A 17,201-nucleotide genomic window follows, 5' to 3' on the forward strand; every position below is an offset into this window, starting at 1 on the left:
GTTTGTTGTATTATAATACGCCAATTTTTGAAAATAAACAACCAACTATACAAATTATCAAAAGGGGATGAGCATGTGTTTGTGGCAGGAGTCGATGGAGGAGGCAGCAAGACGGAAGCGATCATAGCAGATGCACAGGGACATGTATTGGGCGTTGGTCGGGCAGGCTGCGGCAACCATCAGATTAACGGTGTCCAGGCAGCGGTCGCCAACATACGCCAGGCGCTATGTGCAGCGCTTGAGCAAGCAGGGCTGGAGGAACACGAGCTGACTTATATCCATTACGGGCTGGCGGGCGCCGACCGCCCCCACGACTTCGAGATTCTGCGTCCCGAGATCGAAGCGCAGCTCCCTCATACACCCTATACGATCGAATGCGACGTGTTCGAAGGCTTGCGGATTGCGACAGCCGACCATACCGGCGTCGTGCTCGTATGCGGCAGCAATACCAATGCGGCCGGCCGCAGCAAGGACGGCAAAACCGCCGTTGTAGGCGGCACAGGCACCCTGTTCGGTGATCGGGCAGGCGGCTATTACTTGGCCGATCAGGCGTTCGGACGGGCCATTCGCGCTTGGGAGGGTCGCGAGCCGCTTACCACATTAGTGGAGCGCATCCCGGCGGCGCTCGGCTTTGAGCGGATGGCGGATATGGTCGAGCACTATCTGAAGCTTGATCCGCCGTCTGCTCCCTTGCCCCTGGTGCTGATCGTGCATGAGGAGGCAAGTGCAGGCGACTGGCTGGCGATCGAGCTGCTGGAGGATATGGGGCGAGAGCTCGGCACCGCAGCCGTAGCCGTCCTGAGCAAGCTGGGCGAGATGAAGCAGCAGCCCGTGCCGATCGTTCTGACCGGTAGTATCCTGCAGCATGGACGTCATCCCCTGCTGCTCTCGGCGCTCACCGACCGGGTGCATGCCGCTTATCCGAACGCCTATCCGGTGATTCCGGTTCTGCCGCCCATGTTCGGCGCGCTATTAACGGCGATGGATCAAGCGGGCATCGAAACATCAGCGGATACATTATCCCAATTTGAATCTTACCTGGAGGCAAATAAGCCATGACTAAAAAAAGCCTGAAAATCGCAGTAATCGGCGGCGGCTCCTCATATACACCTGAATTAATTGAAGGACTGATCCGCTATTATGACGTATTCCCTGTAAGCGAGCTGTATCTCGTCGACATCCCGGAGGGGGCGGAGAAGCTGAACATCATCGGCGCGCTCGCCCAGCGGATGGTGGAGGAGAGCGGTGTACCGATGCGGATCGTGCCTACCTTCGATCGACGCGCGGCGATACGCGGCGCGGACTTCGTGACCACCCAGATCCGTGTTGGCATGCTCGACGCCCGTTCGCGGGATGAGCGAATTCCCCTGGCCCATCATCTGATCGGCCAGGAGACGACCGGAGCTGGCGGCTTCGCCAAGGCGCTTCGCACGATTCCTGTCATCCTTGAAATCTGCCGGGAGATGGAGGAGCTGGCGCCACACGCCTTCCTGATCAACTTCACCAATCCGGCCGGTCTGGTGACAGAGGCCGTGCTGAAGTACTCCCCGATCCGTACCGTCGGCTTGTGCAACCTGCCGATCGATACGAAGATGCAGATTGCCGAGCTGTACAATCGGAAGCCCGAGGAGCTATTCATCGAGATGGCCGGCATCAACCATCTGAACTGGACGACGAAGGTCGTTATCGACGGGATCGATGTGACGAAGGACTTCCTGGGGCGTCTCTCGGATGGCAAGAGCTTCTCCATGACGAATATTCCCGATCTGGCATGGGATCAGTCCTTCATCCGCTCCTTGGGGGCGCTGCCCTGCGCCTATCATCGCTACTATTATATGAAGAATGAGATGCTGGAGGAGCTGCTGAACAAGCTGGAGAAGCAAGGAACGACGCGCGCGGATGATGTGAAGGCCGTCGAAGCGGAGCTGTTCGAGCTGTATAAGCAGCCGGAGCTGAAGCACAAGCCCAAGCAGCTTGAACAACGCGGCGGCGCCTATTATTCCGAAGCCGCCGTGCGCCTGATGCGCTCCATCTACAACGATACCGGCGATGTGCAGACGGTCAATGTCCGCAACAACGGCATCATCTCCTGCTTGCCTGACGATGCCTCCATCGAGGTCAATTGTGTCATCAAGTCCGACGGCCCTCACCCGCTCTCGCTCAGCCGTCCGCTGCCGACACAGATACGCGGACTGCTGCAAGTGGTCAAGGCTTACGAGGAATTAACGGTGGAAGCCGCTGTCCATGGTGATTACGGCAAAGCTCTGCAGGCACTGACAATCCATCCGCTGGTCGGTGACGAGCAGGCCGCGCGGGCCGTGCTCGATGAGCTATTGCAAGCGAACGCGGCCTATTTGCCACAATTTCAACCGACCTGTCCACAATAAGGGGTGTGGCCTGAACCAGCAATAACTGTGCGAAGGCAGTCGTTGTAGATTCAGGCGCTTCCCCAAGCCATAAAGGAAAGAGCATCCTCCAAAGCGACGTCGCTTCAGAGGATGCTCTACTTTGTTGCGATAGGGGAACTCACGAATGGACAGGCGGCGTACCGGGGGTACGTCTAGGAAAAGCAACAGCAGTGGACGATAAGGCGAGGATAGATGCTCTTATGCGGGTTTGCATACACGTCCTAGATCATGGCATCTTTAAATTTCTGGGCCGTTGCTAATTCCAATTCAATAATTTCAACCAATCGCTTACTTAAGCTGAGAATCAATTCTGAATTCTTCCCAGCTACACTTCCTCTTTTTTCAAAAAAATAGTAACTTCGATTTTTATAGTTAGTCCAATGAAGCTGTAGCAACTTATAATTTTCAACAAGTGCTGAATAATCGGAATCGTGAAGGTAACCACTCTCATTCAGAAAACGGACTAATTGTTGGTTTCGCCCATGGAGCTGGGGAAATCGCAACAGAAATAAGGCTACAAAAGATAGCGACATCTCGCTTAAATGTGTAAATAAATAGTCCATTTCCTCTTGAAATTTCCTAAGAGCCTTTAGTCCAGAATAAAAATGTAGGTTGTACTGTGTATTATAAGACGTAGTCTCATCAAATAAATTGGCGATCATTTTTATAGCTGCATCCTTTGTGTTCTCTGCAATATTATGAAGTGGTAACTCCAAAGGCTTACACGTTGTAAGCAATAAGGGTTTCCCTTGTTTCAAAAAGTACTGACAAGATCTTTCAACAGACTCGTAAGGGATGTCATAATAGCTCAAGACGCCTAAGGTTACGCAATCTTCAATTGCATGGAACATATTCTTATCATCATCGTAGCCTAGAATGAAAACAGAATGAGCCAAATGCAGTGTCCCCGCTTCTCTTCCCGACGGATAAAAATAACGGTCTATCATCAAAAATGTGCTCAAGCCATCCGCTAGACTAGACTTTAGACTTTCAATGATTTCTTTATATTCTTGATATTCTTTATATCGGATCTCGAAATGATCTTTAATAATATCACTAGAATATTCTACGGTAGGAAATAGATTACCGCCTGTAAGCATCGTCCTTCGATCGTTTTCAGAGTCATAATGTTGATCTGTAAGCATTTTTATGTATGAAGCCTCCATCGCTAGAGGAAGCATCCTAGAGGTCTCACTTCTACTGATTAAGGTTGAAATTAAATTGTTACTGAAGCAATCTAGCCAAATGTCGTTGTAAGGAACGATCTGATTAACGATCTTGGTCAATGAGCTTACCTCCCTTGTTCCATTCACTTGGCAAAAATTCGCTTGTGGGGATAGTCAATAAACGATTCATGAAAGGGACAGCTCGTTCTGAATTTTACGGTTGATCCAAATCCGATAAGGAATAATCATAATAAGGCAAGCAAGGAAGAGGGCATAGAACTGAGGATTCGGAATCCGGTTAATGCGGAATATCGCATCAATCAGGGCGATCAACACCGCGAATGCCATACGCGCTTTACGTGTTGTCGGCGTTGATTTCGGATCGGTGATCATAAAGAACGTAAAGAGCTGTAAGGAGGCCCCCATCATCGGTCCAAATGCAGCATATAAGGGAGCTCCAAAAAACAGATGCCGCATCCAGGCAAAGAGGGCAAAGCTGCCAAAGAAGGCAATGACGGAATCGAGGCGGTTAGCCATATAACAAGCGAAAACACCTAAGCAAAGAATAACAATCATGATTTCGATGCCATTGGTCCATTGTTTAGGGGTGCTGACTGCAAACTGCGGAAGAAAAAACAACAGGATCACCATGGCCACATTATTTGGATTAAAGATATTCGATCCTTTGAAACGAATGGCATACTTTAAGCCAATGGATAAAACGGCCGCTAAGGCATAAGGCCAGAGCTTATGAGAACTAAGCAGCAGGCTCACTCCAAGTCCAGTAATTACCCCGCTGATCGGCCACATCCATCTTTTATATTTTACTCGACTCAGCAATAATTCAGTTGCTGTACTACAGCCCACCGCTGTGAAGACAGCGTTCCATTGTTGATAGAACCCAAGGTATACCTGACCTGCAACCACAAAGCTTAATAAAAACAACAGGATAAAAAATCTCGGGTCAATACGATAATCCAACCAGGATATTACGGGTCGTAGCTTTTTTTCACGTTCATTGCGCATTCATCTGCCTCCTAGCTTGTTATGTTAGATTGGATAGATGGAAAATCTGCGATATTCGTTTAATTTATCCGTTTTACGGCGTATGGTCTTCCACTCGACTCGATAATTGTCCACATAGCCGAGCTCGCTGCTGCCCAGTATATTTTTCAACTGATTCTCGGCTTCTTGCCTGCGATGAGCAGCCCCCTTCTCTACAGCGGCCTCCGTCTTATACTGTTCAATCCATTGCAGCGCCTCGACTGGCAATTCAATGGCTTTGGGTGTTGTTACAGCAGCAGGGTACATCTCTCTTAACAGCCTGGAGGAGGCATCACTGCCATCCGGTTGAGGAGGAATCCGCTTCTCCACATGCTCTCGCCAGAAGAACATCTCTGAACGAATAAGCTTCTCTATTGCTGCTTCGTCACGGTCAACACGAACCGTTCGCAGCTTGTTGCCACCAATGAGAACGGCCACCCACCAGTTACTGGCCCCGCTTACAGCCATCAGATGCTGACATTGCAGATGAATCGCTTCGGGCACGACTCCATCCTTCCATTCGTCCTTACGGTATTCGCCAACCGACTTACACAGCAATCCTTCGTTTGCCCCGACAAGCCATCGGTCAATTGTTGCGATCATGAACGGGTGCTCTCGATGCTGATAGATCGCGTTGCACCTGACAACCCTCTTTCCGGTTCGTGCCATAAATTCTCGGGCAATCATAGTTTTCATTTGCTTGCCGAGATGCATTGCCTCTGTAGTCTTGCCTTCGGGGCTACTGTTCATTTTATCCAGATACACTTCCAGCGCTGTCTTCCATTTATCAACCCCGCATACTGCAGCGGCTTCATGGCCAGATATGCCGCTTCTCCACCACATGAGCCACTCCTCGGCTGTAAGTGTATGCGTTTTTGTTAATACTTTTCCACGCATTATAGCTGTCCTCCTCATGTAATGTATGTATTCACTGTGCCCTGTGCCGTAATAGCCGATAGGGTACCCCAATAAGAAGGGTCACAACGAACGCCGCATAAAATGTAGAATTTGTAATCTCATGGATACGCATCATCGCATCGGTAAGCGCAATCAAACTAGCGAATATCACTCTGGCCATACGAGTTGGAGGGGTTGTCTTCGGATCGGTAATCATAAAGAAACAAAATAATTGAAAGGACGCTCCCAGCAGTGGACCAAATGCGAATAAAATCGGCTCACCAAACCCTATATGTCGCACATAAGCTAAAACAGAGAAGGAGATTATGAAGGCCATAACGGTATCCAGCCGCTTGGCCGCATGTGCCGCAATGATCCCCAGGATTAATATGAAAACCATGATTTCATAACTATTTGTCCACTGTTTAGGTGTGCTCACCGCATATTGAGGCAAAAAGAACAACATAACGACCATTGCCACATTATTGGGATTAAATAAATGCTTTCCCTGCAGACGAATCATATATTTGATACTTATGGCGAGTATAGAGGTTACAACATAAGGCCATACCTGATGTGAGCTCAGGAGTAGACTAATACCAAGACCTGTAATTACGGAGCTGAGAGGATAAATCCATTTTTTGTTTACTACTCTGTTCACAACTAATTCTACTGCGACAGCAGCGATGACTGCGGCAAGTATAGCATCCCACTTTTGAAAGAATCCCAAGAATACCTGACCTGCAACGGCAAAGCTGCACAAAAACAGCAATACGAGGTAACGTGGGTCAATTCGATATATCCACATCATCAGCGCTTGTTCCAATAATTCCAATATATAAAGGATCTATTGAGAACACGGTAATCCAGGTGATCCCATCTTAGCCAAGAGTACCTTTGCTCGGGAGAGCATTTCTTATTGTCTTCGCCAGACTCTGGGGAGTTGGTGTTCTTCGGACGCTTCGGGATTTCTTTCCTATTCATTCGTTTCCTCCTCCGTAATCGAACCTATATCCAGTATAAGAAATGCCAGGCTCAGAGCCTCGGCTACTATTGATGATTCGTGTAAATCTAATCGTGGAGATTAGAGAAAATTACCCGAGTATATCGTCACTACTTATCGTACCCTGTTATTTGAGGTGATGATGATGACAAGCACAACAGGGTCGCAGAACATCGTTTATATCGATGCGCCTGCAACCGAAATTTGGCCCTTTGTATCTACTGTTGACGGGTGGAACCATTTTTTGAGTGATGTAACCATTACTTCTGGAGACAGCGAGTTTCATGATGGGGATCAGGTTCACATTACGATCGGAGAGCTGCATAATCATGCGGTTTGCGTAGCGTGCAAGCCGTATGAGCTCATCGCTTTTGATGAGCATTATTCCGTAGTCCTGCCTGACGGAGGGCTGTGGGAATATCGACTCCAAACGACCTTTTCGCTTGAGCAGCTCCTGTCGACTACCAAGGTGACCGTTAGTGTGGAAGGGTATACGGAGGATGAAATGATGCAGTGGGTGCGGGAATGCGGGGAAACCGGATGGAGACAATCTCTATTTCATCTAAAGACCGTAATTGAGCTGGGATTGGATTTACGCAATGCGATATTTAATTATCCCCGGCTTGGCGTTCTCAACTATACCGCGACAACAGCGCAGCTTCAGGCCAGTGGACTATTACAGCTAGGGATTCGAGGGAATTATATCAAGACTGTCTATCCCAACAGTCCAGCACATCAGGCGGGCCTGCGGGATGGTATCATTATTACTCAGATCGGCGGAATGCCGGTTCCCACTTATAATGACTTGGTGAAGGCGCTCTCCAGCTACTATGGCAAAAATTGCTCCGTCCCCGTCAACTATTATGCACTCGGTCAGCCTTTTGAGACCATCATTCATTTAACGTATGACGATCAATTTACCGGTATGATCGACCCGGCGCATGTTACAGTAGAGGAACTGGTCAATCAACGTATTCAGAAATCCTCAACGTGAACTATTGAAGCAAAGCCCGCGACTCCTTCTCTTCATGAGGGAGTCGCGGGCTTACTTATTAGCCATTATAATATCTTATTTATACAAAAGTGAGTGTTCCTTCATCCTTTGAGACCTGCATCCTTCGTTGAAATTCAGTTAGCTCCACATTTCGCTCGATAATCGTTACATTCGGGTTACGCTCTATGATGAAGCCCAGTATTTCCTCAGGCACAATCAGTTCTTGGGTACCTATTTGAACATAGCTAAGACTCACGTCTATTTAGACCCACTTTCCGTTTCCTCAATGATCTGCAACTGCAGATCAGCTTTTACATTGTGGAGCTCTTGCACGCGTCCGCTCGGCCATTCGATGCGGATCGAATCTACTTGCTCTGAATCACCCAACCCGAAGTGAATACGGGGGTCACTCTGCCCGCCATGACTGTTCCCACCATCTCTTTCGATTACGGTCGATATCCCTTTTACTGTGAAGGTCACGCGGGCACCCACTGCATCACGATTACTTGGGGCTTGACCAATCAGATGCAGCTTAATCCAGTGATTCCCGGTTTCGTTATTCACCTTGTACATCCTGGCCTGGCCACCCTGATTAGCAAATACAAGATCCAGGACGCCCCGGTTCCACAAATCTACCGCAGCAATCCCCCGCCCATCTTCAACGAATGTGATTCCTACGTCCTGTGCAACGTTCGTGAATCCTTTGCCATCGTTCAAGAACAGGCTCTTCTTTTCATAGCCCGACATGCTCTTGTCCTTGAAGGCTGGCCAGTTACGCGCATCTTCGACCACATAGCCCGGAGTTGTCGCCAGTGTGCCCATATCAAACCAATAGTCCCTCTTTTTACTTGCAGAGATAAATCCATTCGTCACCATCAGACTCATATTACCGCTGTTATTGGCGTCGAAAAATCTCGCTCCCCATGAGAACCCGGACTGCTTCACGCCCATTTCCTCCGCACGGTCTCGATACACCCCGTTCTCATCCTCGTGCCAGAGCTGATTTCCTTCCAGCAGGTATTTTTCTTTGGTGATATTGCTTACATAATTCACAAATTTCCCATCACGGAACACATCAGCAAAATCAACATTCATCCCTTTGAATGTATCGTCCCCGATACCACGGCTTTGCACAACCTTTCGGAAGGAACGCCCCTGTTCATTCATATAGAGCGTATCTGGCCCAAAATCATTCGCCACATAAATATCCGGCCAGCCATCATGATCAAGATCCGCAGCTCCAACGGCCAGTGTCCAGCCGGTATCGTCTACCCCCAGCTCCTTAGTCACATCTGTAAATGTGCCGTCGCCATTATTTCGCAAGAGAACATTCCGTCCTCCATTACGTGCCCGTTCAAAATCGTCGTACAGCACCTTCGTAGACGTTAAATTCCACAAATCATCCGTTTCCCTGAAATAGGTGCCTAAATATAGATCCAGATGACCATCCTTATTGTAATCCAATGTGATGACCTTATTGACATAGCCTTGATAACCGGCCCCCGCCTGATCCGTAATATCGGTAAACGTTCCATCCCTGTTATTGTGGAATAGACGGCTCTTGCCCCACATCCCGACAAACAAATCAGGGAAACCGTCATTGTCGTAATCAAACCATAATACGGCTTGTGTAACGCCCCCTTGATTGACATCAGCCACGCCAGCCTCTGCGGCTACATCCGTAAACGTTCCATCCCCGTTGTTACGATATAGAGCATTCATACTGCCCGGTTTACTATTGGCAAAATAAATATCCATCAAGCCGTCTCCATCAAAGTCTGCTACAGCCACTCCGGCTCCAGTAGAAGCAAACCACGGAAGCATATGAGCAAGCTTGGGATCGAACTCTGAGGTTTCATGTACAAAGCTGATTCCTGCTGTCTCCGTAACGTCGTTATACGTAAAGCCGTAATCTTGCTGCGTCCCCCCTCCACATGCGGACAGAATGGTCACAACACTAAATAAAAGTATGAAGAGAGTTATTCGGTATGGTTTCAAGCGGCACTGCCTCCTTTAATTAGTTCATCTCTCCTGCCAGAAGCTCTCGAGTCCGATCCATCCAAGCTGTATATAGATCTCGTCCACTTTCCTCATCGTCCATTTCCCGTGCCTGGTGCACACATGCAATATACCATTCTGCCTGATCAGATAATGTGTCAGGATAACGGCTTAACTGTGCCGCCCAATACTCTATATCATGAAGCCGGCGTGCTTCCCAACCAAAAGCAACCCCTTGACGGAAGGCCGGACGGTGCTGTTTCGTAATCAGACTTTCCGCACGAATAGCAAAAGCCATGTTGTCGAAAAAACTATAGGCCACTGCAAGTCCCAGGCCACTATAAGCATCATTGCGGTACTTCATGGGCAATTGTTGAATATCATTGACGACCAAGGGCAATTGAAACCGATTGACGAACCATAGCCCTCTGCCAAACCCTTGATAGCAAACCCGACTATAGCTAAACGGAAATCTCTCAAACTTCTGATGGATCAGCGGGTCCTGCTCCAATCGAAACAATGCAGCACGAAATCCGACACCGTCAAAGAGAATCGACGCATAACGGGGAGTTAGGTTGGTAACCCATCGCTTGTAGCCACTATACCTGTAACCGTAACGAATATTTAAGTACCAGCCTAGCCCTACGTAATATTGATAAATATAATGAGGGGAGAGCGCGTGGATCATCCCCTCAAAACGTTTCGCGCGTCCGTAGAACCGTGATGCCTGAACAGCCAACCCCATCCCTGCCCCTTCAAATGCAAAACCGCGATAGAATGGACCGAAATCGTTATTTAACGAAGAATAGACTTCATCTACCTTCCAGAAGCGCTTGAGTACACGGTTATTCCCTGTAAGGAAGGCTTCCAATATTCGTGGGAAGCGCCTGGAGTAAATGTCCCCGACATATCCCTTCTGAAAACGCTGCTGCATTCGCGGGATATGTTGACGAAACATAGACAGGTATAACGAGGGCAGCATCAACACAGCGATTATAATCAACAGTATCATTCCGATGAGTATCATGATTTCATGCTCTTTGTCTTAATGATATGTAACAGTTGACGCATCGAGGCAATCTCGGCCAGCTCGCTCTCATCTAGCCTGACCTTGTACTCCCGCTCGATATATACCGCTAGCTCTAACGCCATGAGAGAGTCAACCCCTAATTCGTGGAAAGGACGATCAAGCGCTTGTTCATCCAACTGTTGATCGGTCATTTCCCCGATTATCTCCATTACACGTTGCGTTAGTTCATCCTTATGATTGGTCATAGAGTTCACTCCTTCTGCATTATAGTGTAAGCCCGCCATCTGCAACGATGATCTGACCTGTGACAAAGGAAGCTGCTTCAGAGAGGAGAAAGGCTGTTACTTGCGCAATCTCCTCCGGTCTGCCTGCTCTTCGCATTAATGATAGCTGCCGAACCTGATTCTTTTTTCCAGGTGGCAACCTGTCTAACATCGAGGTATCTATATACCCCGGGGCGACCGCATTAATACGAATACCTAATGACGCCCATTCTTTGGCTAGTGATTTGGTAAATCCGATAATTCCTGCCTTAGAGGAAGCGTAATTGACCTGTCCGCTCATTCCCGTCACACCTGCAACAGAGGTCATATTGACGACCTGACCTTCTGCGAGTGCCAAGGGCCTCATTAGACGCTTTGTTAGCCAGAACATCGATCCGAGGTTCGTTTGAATAACGTCATTCCATTGATCTGAATTCATTTTGTACATCGGACCATCTTTGGTAATGCCCACGTTATTAATAAGGAAATGCAAACCATCGGATACAAATGACTCGGTTTCAGCTACAAATCTGTCGATCGCCTCTTCGCTGGAATGGTCACAGCAGCTAGCAGATACCAAGCCCCCTTCAAACCGGCATTCCTCCTCCAGTTGATGCGCTGAAGCATGATCCTTGCTATACGTGAATACAACCTCGGCACCTGATTTTGCAAGAAGCTTGACTATCGCTCTGCCGATCCCCCGGGAGCCTCCGGTTACTATGGCCCGTTTCCCCCGGAAATCCCAGTATGCTTGTGCTTGGGTCATACGTATCCCCCTTTATAGAAGCTCGAATGCTGAGGCAGCAATAAATCCGCCATAAGCAGGTACACTTTTCATCACACGTTTTATGGGTCTCTCTACAGTGTCCGCTAGGATAGGAAGATGAATCTGCGGGTCTGAATGTTCGTAGTTGGCCGTTCGAGGTATAATCTGATGCTCCAGGCACTTCAGAAGCAGGATCGACTCGATCAAGCTATTGGCGCCAAGCGTATGACCTATATATCCCTTGAATGCGGTAATCGCCGGAAGATCAGTGAACGCTCGCTTAATTTCCATAGCCTCATAGCGATCCCACAGCGTATTCCCCGTTCCATGAGGTACCAGCAGATCAACTGGAGCACGAAGCCATCGGCTGTTCGCCAATTCCATAACACGGGAATAGGCATGCGATGTCACATCGGGAAGAGTCATTTGCCACCTGTCCTGCTTAAATGCCGATCCGGCATAGCGATACATGGGCTTGCTCGACTTTGATTGTATACGCTCAGATGACTCCAGTACGACAGCCGCTGCTCCATCTCCCAGAATCGATCCATCCCGATGCAGGTCAAAGGGGCGTAATGATTGTTTCTCTGAACCGAACCCTTTATTGGCAAGCCATAAATGCTCGGTTACATGAGCATAGTCGGAGCAAACCACGAGGACAATATCGGCTTGTCCTGAGCGGATCAGTTGACTCCCCAGCTCCATGGCGTATAATCCCGTTGCACATGCATTATTGGTTACATATCCGATTCCGCCTAAATGTAATGTCTTCGATAAATAAAATAAATAGGGGAATGTTTGCAACTTGTAGAATCTTTCCTGGTAGGCTTCATAGGCCAACAAAGGGGTAATGGGATGAAGCGGGTGACGATTGCCGTCATGATGAGTGCTGGTTAATATACCGTCGATCAATCGATTCATCCCCAGGTTCTCGTGACCGATAACAAGAGCCACGGATTCTCGCTCGGACTCTCGAATGCCTGCATCCTCTAGCGCCATCCGGGCAGCGGCCATCATTAAGGTGAAGTCCGGGTCATCATAGATCCCCTCTTCCTTCCACCACTCGCATTGAAAGGGAGTTAACCAATCCCCCGGATTCACCTTCGGGGCTTGATAGACAGGATATTCCAGCTCACTCCCATCCCCCATCTGATACACCCTGGATTCGGGTGAAGCTGGATGATAGAGTATAGACTGCCACACTTGCTCGGAGCCTACTCCACCGGACGCAATCATCCCGCTTCCGGTAATGGCAACATCGCGATTACTCATAGCGTACCATCCGGTCCCGAGCAGGAATGAGAACGATTATACAATCGCACCCGATAGTAGCCCTCTTGCTCCCCGCTGATCACCAGTTGTTGAGAGGGTTGCTTCGCGGAGGCAATCCTCTTATACGAGGATGCAATACCCAGCAGCGCATCGCTGGAGAGAACCAACGAATCCGATGGATCATAAGCATCGTTAGGCTCGTTCCATTCTAATAGGATGTCCGAGCCTGTAGCGGACGCTTCCGTATCTCGTCTCAGCAGTAATGCAACGACCGATTCGGACCCTCGTGCTTCACGGGGCACGACTCCCGCGAATGCTTTAGGCGGCTCAATGGATATCATGCAGCACACAACATAATCCAGAGCCCCCCTATCCAATAAGTCGATGGCATAGACTAGACATTTCGGGCCAGATAGCGGCCCGTCGGAAATGGTCATGTTGGCGCCCGTAATCTGATAATAGATGGATGCGTGCCCACCGATGGCATTCATCACTGTTTCTGGGAATAATGCCGGATTCACACCCGTCACTCCATAACGATCGGCTTCATCCCTCATCGACAAGATGGGCTCCAGGTTGGAATAACTCGTGCCGATGATCATTCCTGTATCGCTTCTTTCTGACATCTTTGCAGGGGTTACCTCCCAACCCGCATGCTTCAGAGCTTCTCCGATCGCCATGCAACCATACTGACTCATACGAGATAGACGGGTGAGACCCTTCCAACCATAGTCGGCTGGATTAAGGTCAGGCAGCATGTGGTTTCCCCAGTCTTTAAACCCTTCTGGAGAAGGAAGAAAGGAGAGTCCTAATCCTGCTGGAGTAATGGCCCCAACACCAGTGATTGCTACTCTTTTCATTCGCTGCTACTCCTTTGAATCTCTCAGGATTGTATTTACATTTCTCTTGCCTGTCCGAATATGACAGACGTATTAATGCCTCCGAAGGCATAGGCATTGGATAGTACATAATCTACGTCTGCCTGAACGGGTTCCCCGGCAATGACATCCACCTGACAATCCGGATCTTTGGAAATCAAGTTCAATGTCGGAGGCAGAAGCCCTGTCTCGAGCACTTTGACACACATCGCCGCTTCAATCGCACTGGCAGCGCCCAGCGTATGCCCGATATGCCCCTTAATGGAGCTCGTTCGGATTGCACCTCCAAAAACGTCGTTGAGCGCTTTGGATTCCATGCGGTCATTCGCCAATGTTCCAGTACCATGGGCACTCACATAACCGATCTGGCCACTGTTGACGCCCGCCATCTCCAATGCGGCATTCATTGCACGAATAGAACCGTATGCACCTGGATCGGGCTGTGTAATATGATGGGCATCACAGTTCGCTCCATATCCCAGTATTGACGCTCGTACAGGGCCTCCCCGTTGTACAACCGTAGAGTACCTCTCCAATATAAGAACCCCTGCCCCTTCACCAAGCAACAATCCTTTACGGTTCCTATCAAAAGGTCGACACACGTCAGAAGATAATGCCCTTATACTTCCAAATCCCGTGTATGCTATCCAGGACATCGCGTCTACGCCTGCCGCAACCATGACATCCGCTCGACCTGCCCATAGCTCCTCCATGGCCCGCATAATGGCGATGTTGCCCGCGGCGCAAGCATTCGTAATGGTCCAGCGCGGTCCCGTCAAGTTCAGTTCATCCGCCACCCATTGGCCAATCACACGGGTTCCCCCGTATCCGCTAGGCCGGTTGCCTGCAAGCACCTCCTCAAAGGGGGCAATCTCCCCCATTGTCGTTCCTACGCAGATCCCGATCCTCTTCCCCTCACTGTCTGTCATTCGTGCATCATGCAGAGCATCCTCTGTAGCTAACAATAGCAAGCTTGTTGCCCGTCCCGCGGGCTGATGGTGTAGAAAGTAAGACTCGATATTTTCTATCTCGCATCCCACTTGGCTGGCGTGGCGAGATACGTCAAAGGATCGGATTCGTTTCACACCACTTCTCCCGGTCAGTAAACCTTCCCATGTACTCTCTACATTTGCTCCTATGGAGGTAATCGCTCCGATTCCCGTTACAATAATGGGATCATTTCTCATCATCTTGGGACTCTCCTGCAGCATGATTATTCCATAGTATACTAATATCTGATATGGATCGCTCGGGGCGTTCGAACACATCAATTCCCCGAATTTGCCGGACAATATCGAACGCCTCCTCGTCAGACTTGGCTTTGGCTCTCCGTTGCAGTGCCTCAGAATCCGGGTACTTCTTCATCCCATCCTTCCACACCGCCATACCCTTTTGATTTTCCCCGTTCTTCACTAGAGCATCACCATAGGCTTCATAAAATAGCGGCCACATCGGAGACGGGTAGCCTTCAAGCTGCTTGGCTACAGCAACACAGTAAGCCAGATCCTGGATTGCCTTCTCCGTTCTGCGTAAACCAAGCGGCCAGTAAAGATTGTTAAGTCCCCTCGCATAGTGAGCCAATACATCATATGGATCCTCCTCAATAATTTCATTGAGTACGGATATGGATTGAGTGGAAATTTTACCTAGTGACGCTGTTCCCAGATCAGGATCTTGCAGCAGATCTACATAGGCAAGCGCTGTTTGAAGCTTCAGATTACGATTCGACGAGTTCAAGCTGTCCAGGAAAGCGATGAAGTCTTTTTCCCTCTCCTGACTCCCCATGTAGAGACGCAGCTCGTTCATATAAGCCAGATTATCAGGCTCTTCGACAATCAACTGTTTAAGCTGGCTAAGCTTGTCACCCGCAGTATTAGACTCGATGACCTTCGTCGAATTCAGCTCACGATCGAAAACTAAACCATACTGCTCCATGGTTATATCTGAGTTGATTGCGGGTAAATCATAAGGCTTGGTCCACCACCACACGCCCCCGCCGACACCCATTCCTAGTACAAGAATCATAACAAGAACGATCATCTTTTTTTTGCTCATTAAGCTAACACCCTCTCATAACCAAGATCAACATTATTTTTATATCCAGATGGATTAACACCAACCAACCTCTTGAATGCCCTTCCAAAATGGGTTAAATCATTATAACCGACTGCATAACATACTTCTGTAACCGCACTTCCTTCCTCAAGAAGCGACATGGCCTTTCGGATTCTTTTATGAATAATATATTCCTTAAAACCAATCCCCACATTTTTCTGAAAAATTCTCGAATAATAGCATCGACTAACATAAATATGCGAGGCTGCCTTCTCAAGTGATAATTCCGGGTCGTATAAATGCTCTTCTATGTAACGGAGTGATGCAGCGAAGGAATCATTGGATTTTTGAAGCCTTACTGTTGTCTCAAAGGAATCAATCAAGGAGACCAGCGAGCGTACATTCAGATCTACACCTGATAAGACAATGGATGGACAGCGTGCATTGAGATTACTAAGGTTCCATTCTGTTGGAAATGCCTGTTCGAAGGTAAACAATACAACTAACTCATAAGTCTTTTCACGTATTTTTTTGAGCACGTTTTGAAACTTATTCTCTTGAAACAATTCTACTTTTTTTTCAAGATGAACCATTTCATCACTAACAGGCCATTTGGCATGTCCACTATATAAGCATACAAGTATATTCACCAGCTTTACCTCCTTATTTTTAGCGATATTTTTATGTAGAGGTTCATTACATATATTTTTTCCAATTATTCCATCTCTGATGTTATCAGACTACCCGGAAGAATAATCTGCGATTTTTGTCAGTAATTATTAATTTATTTACATTTTCCATATATAATGAAAAAATCATATACTTATCATTATAAATGAACAAAAACGAATAAAGAAATTTTATCCCCCCCTCTTCTACTCGTTATAAAACTTCGTGCTGTCTAGGGCGTGTCTGAAAACTCTGAACGGAACAGATCTGGCCGAATTTTCGTTCCAGGCAAAGCGCTTTTTCGCAGCATGGGGCGAAAAGGCGGGGAGAGATGCCCTTGAACGGGTGTTCAGACACGACCTAGCCATCATCGCGAGGAGTCAAACAAATACGAGAATTGAACAATATAAATGGAGCGAATATTCTCTTCACTGCCGTATGCTTAATTAAAATATGGTCATAAAGGAGAAGCTAATGTTTTCATCGAATCAATGGAGAGATTATGGTTACGGAGAAGAGCCTAGCGAAATTTGCGAATGCAGCAACGATCGGTGTAGAAATCCAATCTATAGAGGAGAACGAAATTGGGAATTCGATGGGGAATGGTTCTGCTCCGCTCGGTGTATCGCCAGGCATGTTGGAGCATATCATCGGTATGTGGAGTAAGTTGAATGTAAACCTTGATGGCAAGCTAAGGAGAAAATCCCGTGCCGGTGTTGGTACGGGATTATGTATTTATTTGAAGCTGTTATAGAACA

At 48.2% G+C, this 17,201-nt stretch carries 17 protein-coding genes; 4 read left to right on the forward strand and 13 right to left on the reverse strand.

Annotation, left to right across the window (positions count from 1 at the left end):
• Positions 1-75: 75 nt before the first annotated feature.
• Both ACY1JZ_RS01645 and ACY1JZ_RS01650 read left to right on the forward strand, forming a co-directional pair.
• Positions 76-1,059: an N-acetylglucosamine kinase gene (locus ACY1JZ_RS01645; protein WP_462627784.1), complete on the forward strand. Its 984-nt coding sequence runs from the start codon at positions 76-78 to the stop codon at positions 1,057-1,059.
• Complete coding sequence (locus ACY1JZ_RS01650) at positions 1,056-2,387, forward strand: 6-phospho-beta-glucosidase (protein WP_462627785.1); 1,332 nt, start codon at positions 1,056-1,058, stop codon at positions 2,385-2,387. Before ACY1JZ_RS01645 ends, ACY1JZ_RS01650 begins: the two co-directional genes overlap by 4 nt.
• Before the next feature lie 242 nt (positions 2,388-2,629).
• Here ACY1JZ_RS01650 and ACY1JZ_RS01655 read toward each other — a convergent pair whose 3' ends face one another.
• The 4 genes from ACY1JZ_RS01655 to ACY1JZ_RS01670 form a co-directional block, all read right to left on the reverse strand.
• Positions 2,630-3,694: a hypothetical protein gene (locus tag ACY1JZ_RS01655; RefSeq protein WP_462627786.1), complete on the reverse strand. Its 1,065-nt coding sequence runs from the start codon at positions 3,692-3,694 to the stop codon at positions 2,630-2,632.
• A 66-nt stretch (positions 3,695-3,760) separates the two neighbouring features.
• Positions 3,761-4,600 carry an RnfABCDGE type electron transport complex subunit D gene (locus ACY1JZ_RS01660; protein WP_270168559.1) on the reverse strand — a complete coding sequence of 280 codons (840 nt, stop codon included), beginning with the start codon at positions 4,598-4,600 and terminating at the stop codon, positions 3,761-3,763.
• 24 nt (positions 4,601-4,624) lie between these two features.
• Positions 4,625-5,515 (reverse strand): YqaJ viral recombinase family nuclease, encoded by an 891-nt coding sequence (locus ACY1JZ_RS01665; protein WP_462627787.1) that lies wholly within the window; start codon positions 5,513-5,515, stop codon positions 4,625-4,627.
• A 31-nt stretch (positions 5,516-5,546) separates the two neighbouring features.
• Complete coding sequence (locus tag ACY1JZ_RS01670; RefSeq protein ID WP_462627788.1) at positions 5,547-6,350, reverse strand: RnfABCDGE type electron transport complex subunit D; 804 nt, start codon at positions 6,348-6,350, stop codon at positions 5,547-5,549.
• A gap of 313 nt (positions 6,351-6,663) precedes the next feature.
• Between ACY1JZ_RS01670 and ACY1JZ_RS01675 the strand changes: the two genes are divergently transcribed.
• Positions 6,664-7,512 (forward strand): SRPBCC family protein, encoded by an 849-nt coding sequence (locus ACY1JZ_RS01675; protein ID WP_462627789.1) that lies wholly within the window; start codon positions 6,664-6,666, stop codon positions 7,510-7,512.
• 258 nt (positions 7,513-7,770) lie between these two features.
• Here the strand turns inward: ACY1JZ_RS01675 and ACY1JZ_RS01680 are convergent, their stop codons facing one another.
• Genes ACY1JZ_RS01680 through ACY1JZ_RS01720 form a run of 9 tightly spaced genes read right to left on the reverse strand, consistent with a single transcriptional unit; the run spans position 7,771 to position 16,424 of the window.
• The gene (locus ACY1JZ_RS01680; RefSeq protein ID WP_462627790.1) at positions 7,771-9,510 is read right to left on the reverse strand and encodes a CRTAC1 family protein; all 1,740 of its coding nucleotides are present in this window, start codon (positions 9,508-9,510) and stop codon (positions 7,771-7,773) included.
• A gap of 19 nt (positions 9,511-9,529) precedes the next feature.
• Positions 9,530-10,537, reverse strand: a complete 1,008-nt coding sequence (locus tag ACY1JZ_RS01685; RefSeq protein WP_462627791.1) for a DUF1702 family protein — start codon at positions 10,535-10,537, stop codon at positions 9,530-9,532.
• Positions 10,534-10,785, reverse strand: coding sequence for an acyl carrier protein (locus tag ACY1JZ_RS01690; protein WP_270168552.1), 252 nt, complete (start codon positions 10,783-10,785; stop codon positions 10,534-10,536). Before ACY1JZ_RS01690 ends, ACY1JZ_RS01685 begins: the two co-directional genes overlap by 4 nt.
• Before the next feature lie 19 nt (positions 10,786-10,804).
• On the reverse strand, positions 10,805-11,569 hold the full coding sequence (locus ACY1JZ_RS01695; protein ID WP_462627792.1) for an SDR family NAD(P)-dependent oxidoreductase: 765 nt from the start codon (positions 11,567-11,569) through the stop codon (positions 10,805-10,807).
• 12 nt (positions 11,570-11,581) lie between these two features.
• On the reverse strand, positions 11,582-12,841 hold the full coding sequence (locus tag ACY1JZ_RS01700) for a beta-ketoacyl synthase N-terminal-like domain-containing protein (protein ID WP_462627793.1): 1,260 nt from the start codon (positions 12,839-12,841) through the stop codon (positions 11,582-11,584).
• Positions 12,838-13,701, reverse strand: coding sequence for a beta-ketoacyl synthase N-terminal-like domain-containing protein (locus ACY1JZ_RS01705; RefSeq protein ID WP_462627794.1), 864 nt, complete (start codon positions 13,699-13,701; stop codon positions 12,838-12,840). Before ACY1JZ_RS01705 ends, ACY1JZ_RS01700 begins: the two co-directional genes overlap by 4 nt.
• Before the next feature lie 35 nt (positions 13,702-13,736).
• Entirely contained in the window at positions 13,737-14,909 is a 1,173-nt protein-coding gene (locus tag ACY1JZ_RS01710; RefSeq protein WP_270168548.1) for a beta-ketoacyl-[acyl-carrier-protein] synthase family protein, read from the reverse strand.
• Complete coding sequence (locus tag ACY1JZ_RS01715) at positions 14,896-15,774, reverse strand: tetratricopeptide repeat protein (RefSeq protein ID WP_462627795.1); 879 nt, start codon at positions 15,772-15,774, stop codon at positions 14,896-14,898. The genes ACY1JZ_RS01710 and ACY1JZ_RS01715 overlap by 14 nt, the downstream gene beginning before the upstream one ends.
• Positions 15,774-16,424, reverse strand: coding sequence for a helix-turn-helix domain-containing protein (locus ACY1JZ_RS01720; RefSeq protein WP_462627796.1), 651 nt, complete (start codon positions 16,422-16,424; stop codon positions 15,774-15,776). Before ACY1JZ_RS01720 ends, ACY1JZ_RS01715 begins: the two co-directional genes overlap by 1 nt.
• Positions 16,425-16,945: 521 nt before the next feature.
• On the opposite strand from ACY1JZ_RS01720, the gene ACY1JZ_RS01725 reads away from it, so the two are divergent.
• Positions 16,946-17,197, forward strand: coding sequence for a hypothetical protein (locus ACY1JZ_RS01725; protein WP_462627797.1), 252 nt, complete (start codon positions 16,946-16,948; stop codon positions 17,195-17,197).
• The last annotated feature ends 4 nt before the right edge of the window (positions 17,198-17,201 follow it).

The organism is Paenibacillus sp. J5, from assembly GCF_054955055.1.

Bases quoted from the DNA above. Each gene is read 5' to 3' on its own strand.
- ACY1JZ_RS01650 (WP_462627785.1), top strand. From the start codon at position 1,056: ATGACTAAAAAAAGCCTGAAAATCGCAGTAATCGGCGGCGGCTCCTCA.
- ACY1JZ_RS01660 (WP_270168559.1), bottom strand. From the start codon at position 4,600: ATGCGCAATGAACGTGAAAAAAAGCTACGACCCGTAATATCCTGGTTG.
- ACY1JZ_RS01665 (WP_462627787.1), bottom strand. From the start codon at position 5,515: ATGCGTGGAAAAGTATTAACAAAAACGCATACACTTACAGCCGAGGAG.
- ACY1JZ_RS01675 (WP_462627789.1), top strand. From the start codon at position 6,664: ATGACAAGCACAACAGGGTCGCAGAACATCGTTTATATCGATGCGCCT.
- ACY1JZ_RS01685 (WP_462627791.1), bottom strand. From the start codon at position 10,537: ATGATACTCATCGGAATGATACTGTTGATTATAATCGCTGTGTTGATG.
- ACY1JZ_RS01690 (WP_270168552.1), bottom strand. From the start codon at position 10,785: ATGACCAATCATAAGGATGAACTAACGCAACGTGTAATGGAGATAATC.
- ACY1JZ_RS01695 (WP_462627792.1), bottom strand. From the start codon at position 11,569: ATGACCCAAGCACAAGCATACTGGGATTTCCGGGGGAAACGGGCCATA.
- ACY1JZ_RS01700 (WP_462627793.1), bottom strand. From the start codon at position 12,841: ATGAGTAATCGCGATGTTGCCATTACCGGAAGCGGGATGATTGCGTCC.
- ACY1JZ_RS01705 (WP_462627794.1), bottom strand. From the start codon at position 13,701: ATGAAAAGAGTAGCAATCACTGGTGTTGGGGCCATTACTCCAGCAGGA.
- ACY1JZ_RS01710 (WP_270168548.1), bottom strand. From the start codon at position 14,909: ATGATGAGAAATGATCCCATTATTGTAACGGGAATCGGAGCGATTACC.
- ACY1JZ_RS01715 (WP_462627795.1), bottom strand. From the start codon at position 15,774: ATGAGCAAAAAAAAGATGATCGTTCTTGTTATGATTCTTGTACTAGGA.
- ACY1JZ_RS01725 (WP_462627797.1), top strand. From the start codon at position 16,946: ATGGTTACGGAGAAGAGCCTAGCGAAATTTGCGAATGCAGCAACGATC.